This is a genomic window from Sorangium aterium (assembly GCF_028368935.1).
GTDB classification, from domain to species: domain Bacteria; phylum Myxococcota_A; class Polyangia; order Polyangiales; family Polyangiaceae; genus Sorangium; species Sorangium atrum.
This window is the reverse complement of the sequence record NZ_JAQNDK010000001.1, coordinates 559165-581570: the sequence shown is the minus strand read 5'-3', so window position 1 is coordinate 581570 and position 22406 is coordinate 559165. Positions and strand designations below refer to the sequence as shown.

Sequence of the window (22406 nt, the reverse complement as noted above, 5' to 3'; positions counted from 1 at the left end):
GGCAGCCGCCGAGCAGCGGCGCCCCGAGCAGGTCGAGCTACTCGACCGCGCGCTGCGCCCGGCGCGCGCCCGTGGCGCTCCGGGAGCTCGCCCGCTGCACGAGCTCCTCGCGGAGCGCCACGAGCTCACGCGTCGGCAGCGTGCTCGTGTCCGTCACGAGCCGCGCTCCGTCACGGTAGCCGGTCCACACCGTGTAGCCGTCCCGTGTGACCTCGATCCCGAAGCTGGGGCCATAATCCGTGATCTCGTAGCTGCGCCCCAGGGCCAGGAAGCTCCACTTCTTCATCGCGACCGTCTCGCCAGTGTCCGTCGAGGCGGTCGGATCGGCCAACAAACCGGGGGTCGGGCCCTCCCGAGCCCATGGCCCCCTGCGCGCGCGACCTGCGCGCGACCTGCGCGGAACCCGTGCGTAATCCGCGTGACCCGCGCGTCACCAGCGCCCGCGCTCCGGAGCGACGCGCCCTCGCAGGGCTCCCTCCGCGCCGCTCCGCACCGCGAGGTGCCTCACGTCGTGGGATACCTATCGTGATGGCGGACCCACGACATCGTGTGAGGCAGCGCGGCCTCGTCGCGGCCCAGGGGCGTGAGATCCAGGTAGTTGTAGGTGCCGATCAGGACATCGAGCCCGCGCGCGTAGGTCGAGTAGGTGTGGAAGACCTCATCGCCTTCGCGGGCGAACACGCTCAGCCCAGGAGCCTCCGGGAAGGGGGAGCTCGCCTTCTTGAAGTTGTACTCCATATCGCCTCGAGCGCGCTCCTCCTCACGGAACGAGACGTGATAGTCATAGTTGAAGTCCGTCTCGCCCGAGGAGACCCACGGGAACGTCCAGCCCATTCGCGCCTTGAACGGCTCGATCTTGGCGAGCGGCGCGCGGGAGACGGCGCAATACGCCGTGTCGCGGGCGGCGAGGTGGACGTGGCCACCCTGGATGTTGTCGGCCACGTACGAGCAGCTCTTGCAGCCCTCGTCCCAGCTCGGCGCGAACATGAAATGGTAGACGAGGAGCTGCCGGCGCTCGCCGAAGAGCTCGCGCAGCGTCAGCTTGCCTGAAGGCGCGTCGAACACATACGCCTTCTCGACCCTCACCCACGGCAGCTCGCGGCGCGCGGCGCTCAGCGCGTCGCGCCGCCGGTCGTGCTCTTTCTCTCTCTCCAGCAGCGCGAGGCGCGCCGCCAGCCACTCTTCCCTCGAAACGACCTTGGCGCGGCTCATCGGCGCTCTCCCTTCGACGCGGGGGCGCCGGCGGCGCTCCTGCTCTGGTTCCGGTTCCGGAGCCTCTTGACGGCGATCGCGGTCACCGCGCCGGCGGAGGCCGCCTGGGCGAGGACCCATCCGATGGACGCTAGGCACGCAGGGCACATGGGGATCTCCTCCTGTGGGCGGCGCGCGCGGCGTCTCGCCGCGCCAGCCGCTGACCCGCCGAAATGACCACGGCGCCTCTGGCCGCGACAGCAACATCGATGTCGCGATCCGTTGGCGCGCGCCGCCGGGCGTGCGACGCTGCCGCGATGGATGCGACGGCCGAGGTCCCCGCCGAGCTCGGCGCGCTGGCGGCCCGCTCGCTCGCGGCGGGCGACGCGCTCGACGCGCTCAATGTGGTCGGCCCCTTCGGAGGGCCACACGCGCTCGCGCTCCGCGGGATCGCGCTCGCGCAGATGGGCGCCTATCCGGAGGCGAAGGCAGCGCTCGGCCGCGCCGCGCGGGCGTTCGCGGCGGCGGGCGCCGAGCGCGCCCGGGCGCGCGCGAGCGCCGCCCTCGCGGAGATCGCGCTCGCGCAGCGGGAGCTCGGCGAGGCGCGCCAGGGGCTCGTCGAGGCGGGTGACGCCCTCGAGCGCGCCGGCGATCTCACGAACGCGGCGTGGGCTCGCCTGGGCGCGGCGCGGGCCGCGCTCCTCGAAGGCCGCGTCGCCGAGGCGGAGCGCGCGCTCGCGGCCGCCGAGGCCACGGTCACGAGCGACGCGCCGGTGTTCACCAGGGCCGCGCTGGCGCTCGTGCGCGCCGAGGCGCACGCGCGGCTCGTGCGCGCGTCCTCGGCGCGGCGCGCCGCCGAGCAGGCCGCGGCGTGGGCGCGGGCGAGCGGACACCCGCTGCTCATCACCGAGGCCGAGCGCTTCCTCCGCGCGCACGACGAGCCCGTGGCGCGCCGCGTCCAGGGTGGCCGCGACGAGCCCGTGCGCCTCGCCGATGTCGAGGCCCTGGTCGCCGCGCCTGCGGGGCGGGTCGTCGTGGACGCGCTCCGCCGCCGCGTCCTCGACGGCGGCGAGGTGCGGGCCGACCTCGCGCGCCGACCGGTCCTGTTCGCCCTGATCGAGGCGCTCGCGCGCGCCCATCCGGCGGCGATCGCGAGCGACGACCTCGCGCGTTCGGCGTTCGGCGTTCGCGCGGTCAACGAGTCCCATCGGCGGCGGCTGCGCGTCGAGGTGGGGCGCCTGCGCGCCGCGATCCACGGCGCCGGGGTCGTGCGGGCGCTCGGGAACGCGTACCGCTGGGAGCTCGGCGCGGGCGTGGAGGTGGTCGTCCTCGCGCCGCTCGATCCGGGCGACGCGGCCGCCATCCGCGCGCTCCTCTCGGACGGCGCCGCGTGGAGCGCCGCGGCCATCGGCGCCGCGCTCGGCAAGAGCGCGCGCACGGTGCAGCGCGCGCTGGCGGAGCTCTCGCTCGCGCGCGCGGTCGAGGTCACCGGCAGCGGCCCCTCGCGGCGCTACGCGAGGCCCCGAGCGGCGCTGTCGATCGCGTCACAGATGTTGCTCCTCGGGCTCGCGCTTCCTGGTTGAGTGCGCGTTGGGTGCGCGGGGCGAGGGAGGAGTGGACCATGAAAGCCCGGCAGGCCGAGATCATCGCGGAGCGCACGTTCGAGGGGGTGGAGTCGATTCACGGGGTCGCGTTCGACGGACAGGCGGTGTGGTTCGCGCACGGCGATCGCGGAGACCTCGTGTCCGCCGAGCCCGAGAGCGGCCGCGTGCTGCGTCGCCTGAAGGCGCCCGCGAGCGCCGGGGTGGCGTTCGACGGGCGCCACCTGTGGGTCGTCGGGGGCGGCAGGATCCGGAAGATCGATCCCTCGAGCGGGGCCGCGCTCGGCGAGGTGCCGGGCTTCGACGCGACGCCCGTGAGCGGGCTCGCGTGGGCCGACGGCGCGCTCTATGCGGGCATCTACCGCGAGCGGAAGATCCTCAAGATCGATCCCGAGCGCGGGGCCGTCCTCCGCACGCTCGTCTCCGATCGGCTCGTCACAGGCGTCACGTGGACCGACGGCGATCTCTGGCACGGCGTGATGTGCGAGGAGGAGGGCGCACCGTCGGAGCTCCGCCGCGTCGATCCCCGGAGCGGCGAGGTCCTGGACCGGCTCGCGCTGCCGGAGAGCGTGCGCCTCTCCGGCGTCGAGGCCGACGCGAGCGGCCGCATGTGGTGCGGCGACCCGGCGACAGGCAAGCTCCGCGCGGTGAAGAGGCCGCGAAAGGCGGTCTGATTCACCCTGGGTTCGACCTGCCGGAGGCAGCGGGCCAGCGTTCAGAGACAAACTTACAGCGTGAGTGACGCCGCGCCGGCGGGAAACGTCTGGGTCGCTGCGCGCGGCGATGATCAGAATCGAAACCTTCGGGAATGTGAAGGCGCGAAGGCGTGACTCGCGGACAGCGTTGGACTTCCAGCCTCCTCGACGGGAGCGGTGTCGATCGGCGCCGCGTACCCATGTGGAGATCCGATATGCATCTTCGATCGTCTGGCTGGATCTTCGTTCTGGGTTCCTTGGCGCCCGCCTGCACCGGGCAGCTCGGCGATCCGTCCTCGGGTCCGGCTGGCGGCGAGACCGGCGGGAAGAACCTGGGCGTGAACGTGGGCCAGTACATCAACAACACCACCGCGCAGAGCTCGAACAAGCTGCTCACGTCGGTGATGAATGCGCTCGGCTACGCCGCGACCGGCATCGGCATCGAGCCGAGCTGCGGACCACTGCCGGGCTTCCTCGCCTGACGCGTGCTCGTGGCAGGGCTGCGCTGGCTCCCAACCGTCCTCTCTTGAGTGAGGAGCCGGGAACAAACCGCCAGGGCCCCGTGTTCCATCGGCCATGGCGCGACGTGTGATGGGCTGGGTCCTGATTCTGTTCACGCTGGCCCTGGTGGGGTGCGATCATGCGACCAAGGCGGCTGCGCAGGCCGCGCTGGAGCGGCGAGGTCCCCTGTCGATCGTGCCGGGCGTGCTCGATCTCCGCTACGCCGAGAACCGCGACATGGCCTTCAGCCTGCTCCGGGGCATCGAGTCGCCGGCGAAGGTGGCGATCCTCTTTGTGTGCTCGATCCTCGTCCTGGGCGTGATCATCGCGGGCTGGTGGAGCAGCCGCCGCGCCTCGGCCACCGAGCAGGCCGGGTACGCGCTCATCGTCGCCGGCGCGATCGGGAACGCGATCGATCGCGCCTTCCGCGGCTATGTCGTCGACTTCATCCACCTTCACAGCTGGCCGGTGTTCAACGTCGCTGACATGGCCATCGTGGCGGGCGGGATCCTGCTCGCGATCGTGATGTTCCGGCGTGCGCGCCGGGAGCCGCGCGAGGTGTCCTGATCATCGCCTCCTGAGATCGTCTCGCCCAAGCACGCCGCCGTCGATCTGGGGTTCTCGTACCTGGACGACAGGGCGGTCGCGCCGCATCTCTTCCGGTCCGATCTCTGATTCATCCCAAGGAGGACCGGCCGTGCGGTAGTGCCGCTGGGATCAGGTACAGAGCAGCTTCTTCAGCTCATCCTTGGTCTTGGTCTTCGCGCCTGCCATGGCGGTGATGGCGAGCTCTCGTATCTTCTTGGCCCTGGAGCAATCGTCTGGCCGGTTGGGCGCCTGCTCCAGCAAGGGGCCGAGCTCCTCCGTGGGACCTTTCGCTTGCTTCTTGATGCAGAGCACAGGCTCGCCCTCCTGAAGATAGTACCGGCGCTGCGTGACGCTGCTCGTCGTCGCCGGCTTGTCCGGCGTACCCCTCGTCCCGTCGAAGGCCCAGGATCCATCGTCGTGCAGCGCGAAGACCAGCTGGCCCTGGTCGTAGTAGAGCTGGTACGTCGACTCGCCGTGCCCCGCGTCGGCGGCCGCGATCTCCGCTTTCTGGACCGCGCCGTCCGCCTGGTACAACCGGAGCTCGCCGCGCCCCTCGCCGCCGGCGCACTCGAAGCGGAGCTCGCTTCGCTTCAGGTCCTTGCGGGCCTGGATGTCCTGATACAGGGCCCTGATCTTCTGGATCCGCGGATCGTCGAGGCTCACCTCGGGGCCCTCGGCGCTGTCCGCAGCTGCCTGGGGTGCTGCCGCGGTCGTCGGGCTTTCCACCGCGGAGGTGCCGGCCGGGGGCGTGGTCGCGCCGGGCGCCGGAGCTCGCCCCGTACCTGCGGGGGCCGCGGAGACTCTCGCCGGCGAGGTGGAAGACGGCGAGCTACACCCGATGCCGACGGCGACCAGCAGGGCGATGGAGGATCGGTTCATGAGGACCCAGAACGCTTGGTGCAACCGTCACATTCGGCAGGTCGGGTCACCCGCCCTTGCGTCGAAACTCCACGAAGAACCGCACCGGGCCGTCGGGGTCGACGTGGTGCAGCACCTCGGGCGCGACGATGCCCGGGGTCTCTGGATCGAGAGAGAGCTCTCGACCGCCCAGCCCATCGATCCGGTAGCGGAGCCGCCCCGAGATCACGTGGATCATCCCCCATACGCCGGGCTTGGTGGAATGGTTCTTTCGCAGGCCGGCAGGGATCGTGGCCTCGTCGAAATCGGCCGTCCGCTTGTACGCGACCAGCCCGTCGGGCATCTCGAGCCGATCGCAGCGCACGCAGTCGAGCTCGGTGCCGAGCATCGAGGCGCGGCCCTCGGGCGTGACGACCCAGGGGCGCGAGAGGAACGGCGGCTTGTGCCGGACGTGCTGGCCATGTCCACAGCTCAGCTCGGCCACCCAGTCGTTCGCATCGTCCTGATGATAGCCCGTGATCGATCGGCGCATCGTCGTGCCCGATGACGTACTACGCGCCCAGCAGCGCGGCCATCGCAGGCGCGATGACCTCGGCGACCGCGCGTCGGTGGGAGGTGGCAAGCGCCGCGCCGTCAGGGCGCCCGTGCGCGGCGAGGGCGTCGGCCTCGGCGTCCGGCGCCGTGGCGGCCGGAGGAGGCGAGGCGAGGGCCGCCTCGAAGGCCTCGGAGACCGCCCGGCGCACCGGCTCTCCGCCCGTCTGGAGCGCCCAGGCCACGAAGCGCCATGCGAGCTCGGCGTGCCGCGCCTCGTCCTCGGCGATCGTGGCAAGGGCGCTCCGGACCGCGGCGTCGGTGGCGCGCGAGAGCTGCTCGCTGGCTTGCAGGGCGGCGAGCGTCTCGCCGACGCAGCCCTCGCGGACGGCGCGCGCCGCGAGCTCGGGCAGGTCCGAGGCGACCTCGACGCGCCCGCCGAACGCGAACGGCGCCGGCGCGAGCGCCGCGCCGGCGTACGCGCTCGCCAGGCCGAAGCAGAGCGCGGCGTGGCGCACCTCGTCGCCCGCGGCCTCGTGCGCGGCCGCGAGCACGTCCGGGGGGGCCCCGACCGCCATCAACTCCAGCGAGAACCGCGCGAAGGAGGCGACCGACGCGTGCTCGAGCAAGGCGTCGCGGAGCCATGCCTCGGCCAGCGCGGCGCGGGTCGCCTGCGTCAACGCCGCCACGTCCGGGCGCGCCCCGGCGCCCCACGCGCTCGCCGCTCGCCGCTCCGCCCGCGCCGTGCGCGCGCGCTCGCCCACGAGGAACGGACGGCCTGCGCCGCCGCAGGTCGCGGTGAACTCGTAGCAGCACTCGCCGCCCCGGAGGACGCCTTCACCGAGCGTGGTGTACCAGCACCCCGCGGGCGCGCCGGGCAGCGGTTGCGGGGCGGAGGAGCCGTAGGGGTCCAAGGTCGGGCACGTGCCCGCGGGTGAGCCGCCGATGCCCCCCTCGCCGGCAGTCCCCCCTTCGCCGGCGGCGCCTCCGGCACCGCCCTGTCCTCCCTGTCCCGAGGGCCCCAGGGCGACACAGACCGTCCCTTCCTCGGTCCATTCGACGCCGCCTGCCTGGATTGACGTGGCGGCATCGCTGCTTGGCCCGCCATTCCCGCCCATCCCTCCACGCGTCCCCGAGCTCTCGTCGTCGGACGCGGGGCCACCGCCGCCGCCCGGCGCGCGCTCCAGGGTGACGTCGCCGCCGCAGGCGACGCCTCCAACAGCCACGTTGAGCGTCGCCGTGGCGAGGATCGCGCGTGTCAGCTGGTGAGCGAGCGCGATCCGAAATTGAACCGGAGAAGAGGGGATACTGGCCATGGTGCCAGAGAACAGCAGCATCCATACCAGTGCAGGATCCGCGGGCGCAGCCTTTCAGCGGGGGAATGGCCGGCACAGCATGGCACAGGCCTGGTCTGCATCGATTGCGCCGCTGCCGCGGCGAGCCCTCGCGGCTCGCGGGCGGCGTTGCCGCGCGCGCGTCGACGTCGCTCTGCGCTGCGCCGCGCCCGCCTGGCATCGAGCCGGCCGTCCAGGTTCCGGCGCGACGCAGCGCCTCCGGCTGCGCTCGGCTCAGCGGTCGCCGCTGCGCTCGGCCCTGCGGTCGCCGCTGCGCTCGGCTCAGCGGTCGCCGCTGCGCTCGGCTCAGCGGACGCCGCTGCGCACCGAACCGCGGTCGCCGCTGGTATAGAGGCGCTCATGACCCTCCTCCGAGACGTCCTTTCAGCGCTCGAGTCGATCGCGCCGCTCCGGTTCGCGGAGTCCTGGGACAACGTCGGCCTGCTCGCGGGCGACCCGGCGCGGCCCTCGTCGGCGGCGCTCCTCGCCATCGATTACACGCCCGAGGTCGCCCAGGAGGCGCGCCATCTCGGCTGCGATCTCGTCGTCGCCTACCATCCGCCCCTCTTCGAGGCCGTGAAGCGCGTGGTCACGCCGAGCCCCATCTTCGCGGCCATCCGCGACGGCATCGCGCTGTACTCGCCCCACACGGCGCTCGACGTCGCCGAGGGGGGCACCAACGACGTCCTCGCCGACGCGCTCGGGATCTCGGCGGACCGCGCGCCGCTCAGGAGGGCGCCCTCCAAGGCGTGGCAGCACAAGCTGGTCGTCTTCGTCCCGGAGGATCGCGCCGACGCGGTGGCGGACGCCCTCGCCGAGGCGGGCGCGGGCCGGATCGGCCGGTATTCGCGATGCAGCTTCCGCACGCTGGGGACCGGCACGTTCTTCGGGGAGGAGGGCGCGAGCCCCACGGTCGGCGAGAAGGGCCGGCTCGAGCGCGTCGCCGAGGTGCGGCTGGAGATGGTCTTCCCCCGCGACCGGACCGCCGCGGTCGTGCAGGCGATGCGCGCCGCGCACCCGTACGAGGAGGTGGCGTTCGACCTCGTCGAGCTCGCCGCGGAGCCGCTCCGGGCCGGCATCGGCCGGATCGGGCCGCTCACCGGCGCAGCGCCGGTCTCCGAGCTGCTCGGCCGCATCAAGGAGGGCCTGGGGGTGGACGCCTTGCTCGTGGCCGGCCCCGAGGATCGCGCCGTCTCCCGCGCGGCCACGTGCGCCGGCGCGGGCGGCGCGCTCCTCGACGACGCCATCGCGCAGGGCGCGGAGCTCTACCTGACCGGCGAGCTGCGCCACCACGACGCCCTCCGCGCGGCGAGCGCGGGCGTCACCGTCGTGTGCGCGCTGCACTCGAACAGCGAGCGCGCCGCGCTGACGCGCCTCGCCGAGCGCCTGCGCGCCGCGGCGCCGTCGCTGCGCGTCGAGCTCAGCGCGCGCGACCGGGATCCGTTCTCGATCCGCTGACGGCTCGCGCGAGGGCGCGGCGCTGCGCCGGGAGGGGGACGGGGCGCGGCGCGCGTCAGGGGTCGGCGGCGCGCCCGGCGCACCGAGGTCCCTGGCTCGGACGGGACCCACCGAGGCGGCAGTGTTGGCAAAGGTGTGCAAAGCCGCTGGACGAAACGGCCCGCCGCGATCAGCTTGCCGGCCCTCATGCGCGACCACGGCACGCCACCCGCCCCCGATCTGCGCGCGGACGCTGTTGCACCCTCACCGCCCTCGCCCGGCTCGGGCCGCGGCGCGGGCGTCTGGTCCACGCTCCGCGACGCGGTCCGCGGCGGCGAGCACGATTTCACCACCGGCTCCATCGACCGGGCGATCGCCCTGCTCGCGATCCCCATGGTCATGGAGATGCTCATGGAGTCGCTCTTCGTCGTGGTCGACGTCTTCTGGGTCTCGCGGCTCGGGGCCGATGCCGTCGCCGCCGTCGGGCTCACGGAGTCGCTCCTCGCGATCGTCTACGCCATGGCGATGGGCCTCGCGGTCGCCGCGTCCGCCACGGTCGCGCGGCGGGTCGGCGAGGGGCGCCCCGAGGAGGCCGCCGCGATGGCGGGGCAGGCGATCGCGCTCGGCCTGCTCATCTCGCTGCCGATCTCGGCGGTCGGCGCGCTGCTCGCGTCGCGGCTGCTCGCGGTGATGGGGGCGACGCCCGGGGTGATCGCGACCGGCGCGCCGTTCGCCTCGATCATGCTGCTCGGCAACGCGTCGATCCTGATGCTGTTCGTCATCAACGCGATCTTCCGCGGGGCGGGCGACGCGGCGCTCTCGATGCGGGTGCTCTGGTTCTCGAACGCGCTGAACATGGCGCTCGGCCCGTGCTTCATCTTCGGCCTCGGCCCGTTCCCGGAGCTCGGCGTGGCCGGCGCGGCGGTCGGGACGACCCTTGGCCGCGGGGCCGGCGTCGCGCTGCAGGTCTTCTTCCTCACGCGCGGCAGCGGCCGGGTGAGGGTGCGAGCGCGGCACCTCGTCCCCGACCCGGGGGCGCTCGCGGCGCTGCTCCGGCTCTTCGCGAACGGCGCGTTGCAGAACGTCATCGGCACGGCGAGCTGGATCGGCATGGCGCGCATCCTCGCGCCCTTCGGGAGCGCGGCGCTCGCCGGCTACACGATCGGGATGCGCGTCATCGTGTTCGCGATCCTGCCGGCGTTCGGGCTCTCGAACGCCGCCGCGACCATGGTCGGGCAGAACCTTGGCGCGGGGCGCCCCGACCGGGCCGAGGCCGCCGTGTACCGCGCGGGCATCTGGACCACCGTCATGCTCGGCGCGGTGGGCGTCGTCTTCGCGGTCGGCGCGCGCGCCATCGTCGGCGCGTTCACGGACGAGGCCGAGGTGCTCCGGTTCGGCGCGCAGGCGCTGCAGATCGTCTCGTGCGGGTTCCTGTTCTACGGCTTCGGCATGGTGTTCACGCAGGCGTTCAACGGCGCCGGCGACACCTGGACGCCCACGCTGCTGAACTTCGCCTGCTTCTGGCTGTGGGAGATCCCGCTCGCCTGGGGGCTGGCTCGCGCCGCGGGGCTCGGCCCGGCGGGCGTGTTCGTCGCGATCGCGGTGGCGTTCTCGACGTTTGCCGTCGCGGGCGGGCTCGTGTTCCGCCGCGGCGCGTGGAAGCTGCGGCGCGTCTGAGGCGCGCCGTGGCGGGCGGCCGCCGGGCCGAGCGGGGCGGCGCCAGGCTATACTGAGCCATGGAAGCGCACCGCCTCGAGGCGACCGTTCGGCCGGATGGAACTCTGACGATCGAGGGGCTGCCGCTCGGCCCCGGGACGAGCGTGGAGGTGATCGTGCTCGTCAAGGAGCGGCCGCAGTCTTCGGCATACCCGCTGCAGGGAACGCCATACCGCTTTGACGATCCGTTCTCTCCGGCAGAGCCCGGAGGGTGGGAGGCGGAACGATGATCGTTCTGGATACCCACGTCTGGGTATGGTGGGTCCAGCGCGATGAGCGCCTCAGCTCTGCCTGGGCGGAGTTGATACGGCAGAGCGAAGCGAATGGCCTCGGGGTGAGCGCGATCTCCTGCTGGGAGGTGGCGAAGCTCGTCGAGCGTGGACGGCTCGCGCTGCCGTGTGACATCGACGCCTGGCTCAGAGCTGCGCTGGCGTATCCCGGCGTGCTGCTCCTACCGCTCGCGCCGAGCATCGCTGCTGAATCGACCCGGTTGCCCGGCGAGTTCCATAGCGATCCTGCGGACCAGATCATCGTGGCCACGGCTCGGATTCACGGCTGTCCTCTGCTCACCGCGGACGCGAAGATCCGGGCGTATCGGCATGTGAACCTCGCCGATGCACGCTAGGCGTGCGCCGACATTGACTCGCACGTCGAAGCGGTCGCCCGGCGTCGCCTACCGCGCCGGCCGCGCGAGCCAGGCCTCGATGAGCTTCCGGGCGATGCTGAGCGGCGGCGGCAGGAGCGGCAGCGCGTCGCGGTGGAACCAGCGCGCGTCCTCCAGCTCGCGCGTGTCGACGCGGAGGTCGCCGCCGGCGTAACGCGCGGTGAAGCCGACCATGATCTGGTGGGGGAAGGGCCAGGGCTGGCTGCCGAAATAGACGATATCGGCGGCGTCGACGCCCGTCTCCTCGTGGACCTCGCGCGCGACGCACGCCTCCAGCGTCTCGCCCGGCTCGACGAACCCGGCGACGAGGCCGTACATGCCCGCAGGGAACCGCGCCTGGCGCGTCATCAGGACGCGCGGGCCGTCCTCGACGAGCACGATCGTCGCCGGCGTGATCCGGGGGAAGTAGTTGCTCGCGCAGCGGACGCAGCGCTTCACGCGCTCGTCCTGTCCGCTCTCGAGCGCGGCGCCGCACGCCGCGCAGTACTGGTGCGCCTTGTCCCAGTGCTGCACCTGGTACGCCGTGCCCGCGATCTCGAACAGCTCCGGATCGATGCGCCCGTGGAGGCGCCGCAGCGAGACGTAGGCGTATCCCGTCGGCGCCGGCGCGCCCTGCGCGAGCTCGGCGGACCGGCAGGCGCGCCCGTCGAGCTCGCCGAGCGTCTGCGCGCGCGTGACGATGACGCCGAGGTCGGCGAGATCGGCCGCGATCGGGATATCGAAGCCATCGCCGGTGTCGCCCGGCGCGCGGACGAGGAGATCGTCGCCGTGGAACGCGAACCACGCGATCTCGGCGGGCGCCGAGCTCGGACGGCCGAGCCCGGCGCGGAAGCGGGAGGACGGCATGGCGTTACCTGGGGCAGAGCCGCGTGGGCTCCCCGTCGAGGCGTCGCTCGGGTGAGCCCGTCGGCTGCATGCGCGGGAGCCTAGCGCCTCGATGGAGGGAGCGATACCGCGACGTCGCGGTGGGGGGAGGCGTGGGCGTCGCGCCGCGGGCTCACGCAGGGCCGGCGAGCGTCGCGGCCCAGGCGAGCGCGACGAACGCGACCTCGACGTCGTTCTTCTTGGGGACGAGGCGCTTCGTCTCGATGCCCTCGCCGGCGCGGAGGGGGAGCTGCTCCAGCGCCGCGAGCTCGGCGGCCTGCGCGGCGTGGAGATCCCGGAGCGCGGCGTCCGCCTCGCTCCATTCCTGCCGCGCGCGCTCGAGCTTCGCGGCGGCCTTGTCGCGCTGGGTCCCGGCGCGCCGGGCGGTGTCCCGGCCGGCGACGAGCCCGAGGAGCGCGGCGCCCACCGCGCCGGGGAGCGCGGCCACCTCGGCCTCGGCCTGGTCGTACCGCGCCTTTGCGGCGGCGATGCGCTCGCCGAGGCGCGCGATCCTGGGCGCGAACCGGCCGACGACCTGCTGCTGCTCGGCGGCGGCGAGCCGGGCCGCGGCGGCGCGGCAACGGGCGGCGAACGCCTCGAGGGGCTCGCCGTCGTCCTGCGCGAGCCCGAGCTCCTTGTGGACGGCCACGGCGGCCTCGGTCGTGCGGTAGGCGTGCTCGCGGAGCGCGCGCGCCGCGGCCTGCGCGGCGGCGCGCTTCGCGAGCGGGGCGGGCAGCTCGGCGAAGCGGGCGCCCGCGGCGGGCGCCGTGGCGAGCAGCGACGCGTCGAGCCGGGTGACGCGCGAGAGATCCGGCTTGCCGTCGGGCAGGAGCGGGGCGGCGAGGAGCTGGCTCCGGTTGAGGGCGACGCCGAGCTTCGTATCGCGCAGGTGGGCGATCACCGAGGCAGCCACCCAGGGGATGTAACGGAAGCCCTCCGGCGCGGCGGCAGGGGCGTGCGCGTAGAGGCTCCGCCAGCCATCGGGCGGCGGCGGGGGTGCCGTCGCTGCCGGGGGCGGCGGTGCCGGCGCGGGCGGAGCGGCGTCCGCACGAGCGGCACCTCTGCGCAGCGCGGGCTGCGGTGCGGAGGGCGTGTGGCGCGGGTCGAGGAGGACCGTCCCGCCCGGGCCCACCGGCGCGCGATGGGCTGGGCTCGACGGGCCGGGCGACGCGCGTCTCGGATCTGGATGTGCGAGCCCTGGATCGAGAGAATCGACTCTGGAATCTGGATGTATGGACCTCGAATCCAGAGAATTATCTCTGGAATCTGGATATGCGGACCTCGAATCCAGAGAATCGACTCTGGAGTCTGGATGTGCGGACCTCGAATCGAGAGAATCGACTCTGGAGTCTGGATGTGCGGACCTCGAATCGAGAGAATCGCGTGTGGGCTTGGGCGCGGCGGGCGCCGGCTTGGGCGCTGCGGGTGCAGGAGCAGGCGGGGGAGGGGAGATGCTCCGGACGAGGCGGCCCACCTCGCGCCGGGTGACCGGGCCCCGCAGCCACGACAGGCTGAAGCGCGTCTCGGCGAGGAACGACGGCGGCTGCATGTGGACGTCGCGCACGAAGAACGTGCGCGGGGGGAGCGCCTTCAGCGTGGCCGAGAGGGCTGCGGCCCCGACGCCGCCAGCGCCGCCGTCGGCCCCCGAGAGCCCCTCGACAACGCGCTCGCGGTCGGCGTCCGTCTGGAGCCGGCCGACGAACCACGCGCCGGCGTTCGAGAGGGCCTTGTAGTCGAGGTCCATCGGGTTCTGCGTGGCGAGGACGACGCCGACCCCGAAGGCGCGCGCCTGCTTCAGGAGCGCGAGCAGCGGCCGCTTCGTTGGCGGGTTCGCCGGGTGCGGGGGCAGAAAGCCGAAGACCTCGTCGAAGACGACGAGGGCGCGCAGGTCGCTCGTGCCGGAGAGGCCGCGCACCCACGAGAGCAGCTGATCGAACAGCAGCCCGAGGACGAGGAGCCGCTCGTCGTCGTCGAGGTGCGCGACGCTGACGATCACCGCCGGGGTCTTGCCGCCGCCGCTGCCGCTTCCAGCCTGCGGCGCGAGCCACCCCGCGACGTCGAGCGGCGCGCCCTTGCGCCACGTGGCGAACGTGGGCGAGGCGAGCAGGGTGTTGAGCTCGCGGGCGAGCGCATGGCGCTCCTTGGGGGCGAAGAACTCGTCGACGCCGAGGGCGCCCACGGCGGCGATCGGCGGATCGGCCAGGTCCGCGAGAAGCTCCTCGAGCCCCGCGGCCCGCCGCGCGCGCAGCCGCCGCTCGGCGAGGTGCGCGAGCAGCACGTGCTCGCGGCTCCGCGCCGGATCCGGGTCGCGGCCGACGAGCCGGAGCAGGAGCGACAGCGAGGCCGAGAGCGCCTCGCGGGCGGCCTCCTCGTCCTCGTCCCAGAGCGGCGAGGGGGTCTCGAGCGCCGACAGCACGTGGACCGGCTCGCCGGCCGTGGTGCCCGGCGTCAGCAGGCGCGGGGCCATGCGGGCGCGGAGCGCGGCGACGTCGGCCGCCCCGAGCCCCGAGGAGGCGAGCCCGTCTCGCCACCGCGCCGCGAGCCCCTCGGCGACGTCGGCCGTCGAGCGGCCGTCGCGCGCGGCGGCCGAGGGGTCGATCCACGGCTCGAACTCGGCCGCGGAGAGCTCCGGGAACGTGAAGAGCAGGTTGGGCAGGTCGCCCTTCACGTCGACCATGAGCACCGGGACGCCCGAGCGCAGCGCCTCCTCGACGAGGACCATGACGAGCCCCGTCTTGCCGCTGCCGGTCATGCCGACGACCACGCCGTGGGTCACGAGGTGGTGGGCCGGGAGCTCGAACGGGCGCGCGCCGGCGGCGCCGGGATCGCCCGAGAGCGGGCGGGAGCGGCCCAGGGTGAAGGGGCGGGTCGGCATGAGGGCGGGCTCGTGCCATGGCGAGCGGGCTGTCGCAATGCTGGAGGGGGCGGGGACGCGCGGCGAAGCTCGGCGAGCGTGCAGGGCGGGGAGTCTCCGGACCCATGAGGCACACGGCTCTACAACGTCGGGAGAAACGGGAGCGTGCCATCACGGCGTGCGTGGGCGGAGCCAGCGCGCGGCGATCTGGGGAGACATCGACGATCCCACGCCGAACATACCACCAGGTGGTAGGATCGACAGATGAACGCGGACGACATCCGGGCCTACAAGAGGCGCTGGGAGATGGTGGCCGAGGTCGAGCAGGAAGAGCTCGAGGCGATGTCTCCGGCCAAGAAGTTCGGCGATCTCGCCATGCTCATGGGAGTGGCCCGGGGACTCGGTGGCTCGATCGATGCCGACACGGAGGTGGAGGAGGTGCGCCGGCGCTGGAAACTGCTTGCCGAGCGTCTGGGTGTCTGATGAGCCGCTCGCTGGCGGAGCTCGAGGACGCGGTACGCGCGCTCCTCGCCTGGTCGGAGGCATCCGGCGTCCCCATGCTGCTCATCGGCGGGGTCGCGGTGTCGATCCTGAGTAAGCCGCGCACGACGAGAGACGTGGATGTCGTCGCATGGCTTCCGAACCAAAGCGCTTGGCCGGTTTTCCTGGCCGATGGGGAGCGGCATGGAATCGTTCCCCGCATCCCAGATGCGCTGGGGTTCGCCCTCAACTCCCGCGTCCTTCTGCTTCGACACGAGCGATCCGGTGTTCCCATCGACCTTTCGATGGGGGCCTTGCCGTTCGAGGAGAACGCGGTTCGTCGCGCAGTTCCGACGGATCTAGGCGGTTTGCGCGTTCCGCTTCCCGTGCCCGAGGACCTCCTCGTCATGAAGGCCGTAGCCCATCGCTCGCGCGACATGGTGGACATCGAATCCATCCTGAGCGCACATGCCGATGTCGACGAGAAATGGGTTGTCTCGACGGTTCGTGAGTTTGCCGAGGCGCTGGACTCGCCGGAGCTCGTGACGATCTGATGAAGTTGCTCAGCCAGCGGACTCCGATGAAGGTCAAGAAGAAGACTCGTCCTCGCAAGCGATGATTCAACCGAGGCGGGACGCCTGGAGGGTGGCCGGCCGCGGCGCCCGAACTCGGCGCTCCGTCGGAGAGGCGGCGGCGGTGTGGCGTAGGAGGTGCGTCGCCCGCCCACGCGGCCGCGGCGACCGCGTTCCGCTGCCCCCGCATCCGGCCGCCCCCACCCCCGACGCCCCGCATCTTCGCGTCAAAAATCGTGTGAGCGCGGCTATAGTGTGCCCATGGAGGTCGGGCCATCGGAACCGGATGCCCCCGCGTCGACGGCGGGCATCCCAGCGATAGGCGAGGTCTTCGCGCAGAAATACCGCCTCGAGCGCAGCCTCGGCCGGGGCGCCATGGGCGTCATCTTCGCCGCCGAGCACGTCTCGCTGCGCCAGCGCGTGGCCGTCAAATTCCTCCTCCCCCGCGCGATGACGCTGCCCGGCGCGGGCGCCCGCTTCCTGCGCGAGGCGCGCGCCGCGGCGGCGATCCGCAGCGAGCACGTCGCCCGCGTCATCGACGTCGGCACGGCCGACCGCGGCGTCCCCTACCTCGTCATGGAGTACCTGCGCGGCCGCGATCTCCAGCGGGAGATCGAGGCGCGCGGCCCATTGCCCGTGTCCGAGGCGGTCGATTACGTGATCCAGGGCTGCGAGGCCATCGCGGAGGCGCACGCGCGCGGCATCGTCCACCGGGACCTCAAGCCGGGGAACCTCTTCCTCACGACCGGCGGGACCGGCGCGCCCATCGTCAAGGTGCTCGATTTCGGCCTCTCCAAGTCGGCCGGCGCCGAGGACGACGGCAAGCTCACGGCGTCGGAGATGATGCTCGGCTCCCCCTGCTACATGTCGCCCGAGCAGGTGCGGTGCTCGAAAGACGTCGACGCGCGCACCGACATCTGGTCGCTCGGCGTCATCCTCTACCAGCTCCTGACGGCGCGGTTTCCCTTCGAGGTGTCCAGGATCTCGGCGCTCTTCGTCGCCATCGCGATGCAGGCGCCCACGCCGCCGCGGGTGCACCGGATGGAGCTGCCGGCCCGGCTCGAGGACCTCATCCTGCGCTGCCTCGAGAAAGAGCCGGAGGTGCGCGTCCAGACCGTGGCGGATCTGGCGCGAGAGCTCGCGCCGTTCGGCACGGAGCACTCCGCCCGCGCCCTGGCGCAGATCGAGGCGATCGCCCGGGGTAAGGCCTTTCCGTCGTCCCGGCCCCTCGGGCCCTCGGGCGACGGCGTCGCGAGCACGCTCCCCGCCGCGGCCAACGACGGCCCGGGCGCGTCGTCGACCCTGCCGGACGCCGACAAGGGGGCGGGATCCGGGGCAGGTCCCTGCTCGACGGCGCTCGCGCCCGGGGGCGACCACGTGACCACCCTGCCCAGCCAGGGCGCCGCAGTGGCGACCTCGTCCAGCGCCGACGCCTCGTCCAGCGGCGAGCGTCGCACGCTCCCCATCGTGGCCGCCGGCGAGCGCGTGGCCGCCGGCGAGCGACCCGCGCTCGCGCTGGCGCGGAGCACCGGCCCCACGACCCCGGCGCAGGACAGCAGGCCCACGCTGAAGATGGCGCGGAACGACCGGTCCTCCCCCGGGGGGAGCTCCGAGGACGGCCCCACGCTGACGATGCCCCGAAGCGACATCCTCGCGCTGACGATGGCGCAAGGCAGCGGTTCCGTGCTGGCGACGCCGCAGGGCAGCGGTGCCGCGCTGAAGATGGCGCAGGACATCGGCCCCGCGCCGGCGACAGCGCAGGACAGCGGTGCCACGCTGAAGACGGCGCAGGACAGCGGCATCGCGCTGAAGTCGGCTCCCGAAGACGGTCCCACGCTGACGATGGCGCGCGAGGAAGGCCCCACGCTGACGATGGCGCGCGAGGAAGGTCCCACGCTGAAGTTGGCGCGTGAGGAAGGCCCCACGCTGACCATGGCGCGCGACGACTCCCCCACGCTGACGATGGCGCGCAAGCCCGGGGCGACGCCGCGGCAGCTCGGTGCGGGCAAGCGGGCGGTGCCGCTGACCCAGCCGGACGGGAAGGAGATCGCCGGGAGCCCGCGCGAAGGGACCGAACGCCGCCGCGATAGGTGGCGCTCCCGCGCGTTCCGCTGGCGCCGCAACGCGGGCGCGTGGATCGCGGCCGCCGCAGCGCTCCTCGGCGCGGTGGCGCTCGGCGCGGCGCGGTGGACAGCGAGCTCGAGCGCGCCGGTGGCCGCCAGCTCGCCGGCGGGCCAGGACGCGCCGATGGCCCTCGCGAGCACGGCCGGCCCCGCTCCGTTCACCACGCCCCTGCCAGCGCCCTCCGGCGTCGCGCGCGCGCCGGCCCCGGAAGCGCCCTCGCAACCTGCGGATCCGGCCGGGGCCGACGCGCCCTCCACGTGGGCCGGCGACACCGCCGCCACGACGCCCGATCCCGCAGCGGTCCCCGCGCACCGCCCGCAGGGGGTCCGGCCTCCCAAGGTGCGGCGGCCCGGCACCCTCGCGCCCCCGCGCCCGGGGCCCGTCTCGCCAGAGCGCGGCGCATACGGCGGCGGGGCCGAGGACGTGTACGAGGGCCTGGAGCCGATCCGCGACAAGCGGTAGACCGGCCCCGCGCTCCCCGCGCGGGTCGGCCTCGCCGGACCGGGCGGACCGCAGGGACAGGCATCATGGCGAAGAAGAAGCTCTCGGCCCGCGCCGCCCGGCGCGAAAGCGATCGCACGTCGGCGAAGCTCACCCGCGATATCGAGCGGCTCGCGCTGCTCGAGCCGGGCCACACCCCCGGCCGCGCCATCGCCCTCGACGCGGCCTCGCAGGTCGAGGTGGCCGCCCGGTCGATCCCGTGCCCGCGCTGCCGCGGCGCCTTCCGCGTGGAAGACCACACGGCCGAGACGCTCGACGGCGTCCGCCTCCGCGTCGCGAAGGTCGCCTGCAGCGCGTGCGGCGCAGCCCGATCGCTCTACTTCCGGCTCGGCGCCGCCTCGCTCAACTGAGCTCGTCGACGGGGATCAGTACCGCGGGACGCTCTCGTCGATGTGGATCGACCACGCATCGATGCCGCCCTGGAGCGAGGCGACACGCTCGTGGCCGAGCTTCTCCAGGAGGGCGGCGGCCGAGAGGCTCCGGACGCCATGGTGGCAGTAGGCGACGACGAGCGCGCCCTCGCCGGGCGCCACCTCGTCGGCCCGCTCGACGAGCTCGTTCAGCGGGATCAGCGTGCTGCCCGGCAGCGCGGCGATGTCGTGCTCGCCGGGCGTGCGCACGTCGAGGAGGTACACGGGCTCGCCCGCCTTCAGCTTCAGAAAGAGCTCTTTCACGGAAATCTGTTGGACCATGGCCCTGCTCGCCATCCCGCCAGGGGCGGCGCCGTAAAGGCTTCTACCTAATCGAAGGAGCTCCCCGGGAGCAACCGCCGCTCATCGGCTCGTCCGATCCGTCGAACCCGTCGAACCCGTTGAACCCGTCGGTTTCGTCGGTTCCGTCCGATTCGTCCGATTCGTTCGATCCTTGGTGAGCGCCGCGATCACCCCGACGAGCTCCGCCGGATCCAGGGGCTTGGCGACGTGCGCCTGGTACCCGGCGCCGAGCGCCCGCGCCTTGTCCTCGGCCCGCGCCAGCGCGCTGAGCGCGACGGCCGGCGTCGCCCCGCCGCGCGCCTCGCCGAGGCCCCGCACCCTGCGGATGAGCTGGAAGCCGTCCTCGCCCGGCATCCCGAGGTCGCTGACGAGGACGTCGGGCCGCTCCTGCGACAGGATGGCCAGCGCCTCGGCGGCCGATCCCGCGGTCGTGACCGTCGCCTCGCACTCCTCCAGCACGCGCTGGGCGACCTCGCGCGCGTCGGGCTGGTCGTCGACCACCAGCACCCGCAGGCCGGAGAGCGATGCGCCCGGGTAGTCGGCCAGCGCCTCGACGCACGCCTCGCTGGGGCGCGCCGCCGCGTCCGGCGCCTCCTGCGAGACGCCGGCGAGCGGCAGCCTCACGGTGAAGGTCGCGCCCAGATGCTCGCCGCGGCTCGCGACCTCCACGGTGCCGCCGTGCAGCTCGACCAGGTGCTTGACGATCGAGAGCCCGATGCCGAGCCCGCCGTGCTTCCTCGTCGAGGACGCGTCGGCCTGCCGGAAGCGCTCGAACAGGTGGGGGAGGAACTGCGGGGCGATGCCCATCCCGGTGTCGGTCACCGACAGCGCGGCGTGCGCGCCCGTGCGCCGCAGCGCGACGTCGATCCGCCCGCCGGGGGGCGTGAACTTCACGGCGTTCGACAGGAGGTTCCAGACGACCTGGTGGATCCGCGCGGGGTCCCCCCTCAGCGAGCTCGCCTCGGGGTCGATGCTCGAGGCGACGGCGATCTCCTTCGTCTCGGCCGCGAGCTGGATCGCCTCGAGCGCGCTCCGGATGACCGACGGCAGGTCGACCGGCTGCACGTCGAGCCGCAGCTTCCCCGAGACGATCCGGCTCATGTCGAGCAGCTCGGACACCATGTCGGCCTGGAGCCGCGCGTTGCGCTCGATGACCTCGAGCCCCCGCGCGAGCGTCGGCGGCTCGGGCACCCGGCCCCGCAGGATGCGCGCCCAGCCCAGGATGGCGTTGATGGGCGAGCGCAGCTCGTGCGAGAGCGTCGCGACGAAGTCGTCCTTGACCCGGCTGACGCGCTCCGCCTCGTCGCGCGCGGCGCGCTCGCTGTCGAGGAGCTTCTGGCGCTCTTCCTCGGCCAGCCACTCCGCGGTGACGTCCTCGGTGATCCCCATGAACGAGTCCACGGCGCCGCTCGGCCCGAGCTCGGGGATGACCCGGGCGCGGAATCTCCGCTCGCCGATGCTGAACTCCATCCGCTGCGGTCTGACCGTCGCGAGCACCTCGCGGCACGCGGCCTCGCTCATCTCGACAACGTCGGGCGGGAGCCCGTTCTCGCGGGGCGTCTTGCCGAGGTAGTGCTCCGGCGGGAACCCCATCACCGTCGCCGAGGTGGGCGACATGAAGGTGCAGCGCAGGCCGCGATCCAGGCGGTAGATCACGTCGGGCGAGTTCGCCATCAGCGACGCGAGCTCCCGCTCGCGAGCGCGGAGCTCGTCCTCCAGGCGCTCGCGCTCGGCGAGGACCCGCTGCGCCTCGTCGAGCGCCGCGAGCAGCCGGCCCTCGCTCTCGCGCAGCGCCTCCTCCGTGCGCTTGAGCTTGCTGACGTCCAGACAGATGCCGATCCAGGCGGTGATCTTGCCTTGCTCGTCGCGGACCGGGACGCCTCGATTGAGGACGGGGTGGACGGCGCCGTCAGGGCCGAGGTACCGGAGCTCCTCCTCGAACGGCTCACCCGTCTGCACGCACCGCTCGAAGATCGCCACCTTGTGCCGATCCTCGGGGTGGAGCGTCTCGATCCACCCGTGCTCCGAGCATTGCTCTTGCATCATCCCGGCCATCCTGAGGAATGCGTTGCTGGCGTAGACGTTCCGCCCCTCGGCGTCGCTGACCCAGACGCCATAATCGATGGATTCCCCGATGGCGCGGAAGATCTGTTCACACCTCCGGACCGCCGCCTCCGATTGCCGGAGCTCCGTCATGTCGAGCACGATCGCGAAGCCGGCCTCCTCGTACCGCTCCCCGGGCAGCAGACAGCCGCTCACCAGCATCTTGAGGCGCGTGCCGTCGCGCAGCACATAGGTCCTCTCGAAGGGCGTGAACGCCCACCTGCTCGACCGCAGCTCCGCCAGGGCGCGGTCGCCGGCGGCGCGATCCTCCGGCGACATGTCGGCATCCCAGCGGACCAGGCCGGCCGTGACCTCTTCCCGCGTGTGGCCCACGAGCTTCAGATAGGCGTCGTTCGCCTCGACGATGCGTCCGTCATGCGTCCAGAAGGCCATCGGGGCCATGTCGCTGTAGAAGATGTTCCGCAGCCTGGCCTCGCTCTCCGCCAGCGCCTGCTCCGCGGCGAGCGCCCGCTCCTCCGCGTTCCTTGGCTCGGTGATGTCCTCGACGAGCACCACCGCGCGATACGGCCTCTGCCGGACGTCACGGACGAAGACGCCTGTCACGTGGAGCCAGCGGACGCCGCCGTCCTTGCAGCGGCAGCGCATCTCGAACGTGAGGTCCTCCTCGTCCGCTTCGAGGAGCGAGCGCCACGCCGCGAGCGAGCCCGTGCGGTCTTCCGGCAGGGCGAGATCCGACAGCTTCTTCTGGCGAAGCTCGTCCTCCGAGTACCCCAGCAGCAGGCAAAGCGAGCTGCTGACGCGCAGGATCCGCCCGCTCGACGCGTCGATCTGCGCGGTCCCCCTGCTGGGCGATCGCGTCGCCCAGACTGGCTGTCCGGCCCTCTCCCCCATCCCCGCCCGTCCCGATCCTCCATGCACCGGCCCGATCGGCCGTGTGTGCATGGTGTTCCCTCCTGCTGTTTCGTCCGGCCACGCTATCACGATCGCGTGACGCTGCGGGCGGCATGGCGACCCGATCGCCTCCGTCCTCTGCTCGTCCGGATCGCCTGGACGGAGCCTGCTGCGCCTGCTCCGCCTCTTCCGTCTGCCGTGTCTGTCGCGCCGGCGCGTCAGCGGTG

The 22406-nt window shown here is 73.0% G+C and carries 21 protein-coding genes; 12 read left to right on the top strand and 9 right to left on the bottom strand.

What is annotated here, in order from left to right:
* Positions 1-37: 37 nt before the first annotated feature.
* Complete coding sequence (locus tag POL72_RS01960; protein WP_272093272.1) at positions 38-286, bottom strand: hypothetical protein; 249 nt, start codon at positions 284-286, stop codon at positions 38-40.
* A 218-nt stretch (positions 287-504) separates the two neighbouring features.
* Positions 505-1212 (bottom strand): DUF899 domain-containing protein, encoded by a 708-nt coding sequence (locus POL72_RS01955; protein WP_272093271.1) that lies wholly within the window; start codon positions 1210-1212, stop codon positions 505-507.
* A 248-nt stretch (positions 1213-1460) separates the two neighbouring features.
* Here POL72_RS01955 and POL72_RS01950 point away from each other — a divergent pair, with 248 nt between their 5' ends.
* The 4 genes from POL72_RS01950 (at position 1461) to lspA (ending at position 4555) form a co-directional block, all read left to right on the top strand.
* Positions 1461-2774, top strand: coding sequence for a helix-turn-helix domain-containing protein (locus tag POL72_RS01950; RefSeq protein ID WP_272093269.1), 1314 nt, complete (start codon positions 1461-1463; stop codon positions 2772-2774).
* Between the two features lie 38 nt (positions 2775-2812).
* A complete protein-coding gene (locus tag POL72_RS01945) occupies positions 2813-3466 on the top strand; it encodes a Vgb family protein (RefSeq protein WP_272093267.1) in 654 nt (217 codons plus the stop codon).
* A 236-nt stretch (positions 3467-3702) separates the two neighbouring features.
* Complete coding sequence (locus POL72_RS01940; protein WP_272093266.1) at positions 3703-3969, top strand: hypothetical protein; 267 nt, start codon at positions 3703-3705, stop codon at positions 3967-3969.
* A 94-nt stretch (positions 3970-4063) separates the two neighbouring features.
* Positions 4064-4555, top strand: coding sequence for a signal peptidase II (gene lspA, locus POL72_RS01935; RefSeq protein WP_272093265.1), 492 nt, complete (start codon positions 4064-4066; stop codon positions 4553-4555).
* 150 nt (positions 4556-4705) lie between these two features.
* Here lspA and POL72_RS01930 read toward each other — a convergent pair whose 3' ends face one another.
* From POL72_RS01930 to POL72_RS01920, 3 genes are read right to left on the bottom strand one after another with little or no spacing between them, the layout of a single operon-like run.
* Positions 4706-5455 carry a hypothetical protein gene (locus POL72_RS01930; protein ID WP_272093263.1) on the bottom strand — a complete coding sequence of 250 codons (750 nt, stop codon included), beginning with the start codon at positions 5453-5455 and terminating at the stop codon, positions 4706-4708.
* A 46-nt stretch (positions 5456-5501) separates the two neighbouring features.
* On the bottom strand, positions 5502-5966 hold the full coding sequence (locus tag POL72_RS01925; protein ID WP_272093262.1) for a DUF3565 domain-containing protein: 465 nt from the start codon (positions 5964-5966) through the stop codon (positions 5502-5504).
* Between the two features lie 19 nt (positions 5967-5985).
* Positions 5986-7302: a ferritin-like domain-containing protein gene (locus POL72_RS01920; RefSeq protein ID WP_272093260.1), complete on the bottom strand. Its 1317-nt coding sequence runs from the start codon at positions 7300-7302 to the stop codon at positions 5986-5988.
* A 357-nt stretch (positions 7303-7659) separates the two neighbouring features.
* On the opposite strand from POL72_RS01920, the gene POL72_RS01915 reads away from it, so the two are divergent.
* The 4 genes from POL72_RS01915 (at position 7660) to POL72_RS01900 (ending at position 11077) form a co-directional block, all read left to right on the top strand.
* Positions 7660-8757 carry a Nif3-like dinuclear metal center hexameric protein gene (locus POL72_RS01915; protein WP_272093259.1) on the top strand — a complete coding sequence of 366 codons (1098 nt, stop codon included), beginning with the start codon at positions 7660-7662 and terminating at the stop codon, positions 8755-8757.
* 186 nt (positions 8758-8943) lie between these two features.
* A complete protein-coding gene (locus tag POL72_RS01910; protein ID WP_272093257.1) occupies positions 8944-10413 on the top strand; it encodes an MATE family efflux transporter in 1470 nt (489 codons plus the stop codon).
* A 59-nt stretch (positions 10414-10472) separates the two neighbouring features.
* Positions 10473-10682: a hypothetical protein gene (locus POL72_RS01905; RefSeq protein ID WP_012237004.1), complete on the top strand. Its 210-nt coding sequence runs from the start codon at positions 10473-10475 to the stop codon at positions 10680-10682.
* Positions 10679-11077 carry a type II toxin-antitoxin system VapC family toxin gene (locus tag POL72_RS01900; protein ID WP_272095900.1) on the top strand — a complete coding sequence of 133 codons (399 nt, stop codon included), beginning with the start codon at positions 10679-10681 and terminating at the stop codon, positions 11075-11077. The genes POL72_RS01905 and POL72_RS01900 overlap by 4 nt, the downstream gene beginning before the upstream one ends.
* Positions 11078-11125: 48 nt before the next feature.
* On the opposite strand, the gene nudC is transcribed toward POL72_RS01900, so the two are convergent.
* Both nudC and POL72_RS01890 read right to left on the bottom strand, forming a co-directional pair.
* Positions 11126-11962: an NAD(+) diphosphatase gene (nudC, locus tag POL72_RS01895; protein WP_272093255.1), complete on the bottom strand. Its 837-nt coding sequence runs from the start codon at positions 11960-11962 to the stop codon at positions 11126-11128.
* 151 nt (positions 11963-12113) lie between these two features.
* Positions 12114-14855, bottom strand: coding sequence for an ATP-binding protein (locus POL72_RS01890; RefSeq protein ID WP_272093254.1), 2742 nt, complete (start codon positions 14853-14855; stop codon positions 12114-12116).
* Positions 14856-15098: 243 nt separating this feature from the next.
* On the opposite strand from POL72_RS01890, the gene POL72_RS01885 reads away from it, so the two are divergent.
* From POL72_RS01885 to POL72_RS01870, 4 genes are all read left to right on the top strand, one after another.
* The gene (locus tag POL72_RS01885; RefSeq protein ID WP_272093252.1) at positions 15099-15317 is read left to right on the top strand and encodes a hypothetical protein; all 219 of its coding nucleotides are present in this window, start codon (positions 15099-15101) and stop codon (positions 15315-15317) included.
* Positions 15317-15868: a nucleotidyl transferase AbiEii/AbiGii toxin family protein gene (locus POL72_RS01880; RefSeq protein ID WP_272093251.1), complete on the top strand. Its 552-nt coding sequence runs from the start codon at positions 15317-15319 to the stop codon at positions 15866-15868. Before POL72_RS01885 ends, POL72_RS01880 begins: the two co-directional genes overlap by 1 nt.
* Positions 15869-16147: 279 nt before the next feature.
* The gene (locus tag POL72_RS01875; protein ID WP_272093249.1) at positions 16148-18472 is read left to right on the top strand and encodes a serine/threonine-protein kinase; all 2325 of its coding nucleotides are present in this window, start codon (positions 16148-16150) and stop codon (positions 18470-18472) included.
* A gap of 65 nt (positions 18473-18537) precedes the next feature.
* Positions 18538-18861: a hypothetical protein gene (locus POL72_RS01870; RefSeq protein WP_272093248.1), complete on the top strand. Its 324-nt coding sequence runs from the start codon at positions 18538-18540 to the stop codon at positions 18859-18861.
* 15 nt (positions 18862-18876) lie between these two features.
* On the opposite strand, the gene POL72_RS01865 is transcribed toward POL72_RS01870, so the two are convergent.
* Both POL72_RS01865 and POL72_RS01860 read right to left on the bottom strand, forming a co-directional pair.
* Positions 18877-19203, bottom strand: coding sequence for a rhodanese-like domain-containing protein (locus POL72_RS01865; protein WP_272093246.1), 327 nt, complete (start codon positions 19201-19203; stop codon positions 18877-18879).
* Positions 19204-19284: 81 nt separating this feature from the next.
* Complete coding sequence (locus tag POL72_RS01860) at positions 19285-22230, bottom strand: PAS domain-containing hybrid sensor histidine kinase/response regulator (protein WP_272093245.1); 2946 nt, start codon at positions 22228-22230, stop codon at positions 19285-19287.
* Between the last annotated feature and the right edge of the window lie 176 nt (positions 22231-22406).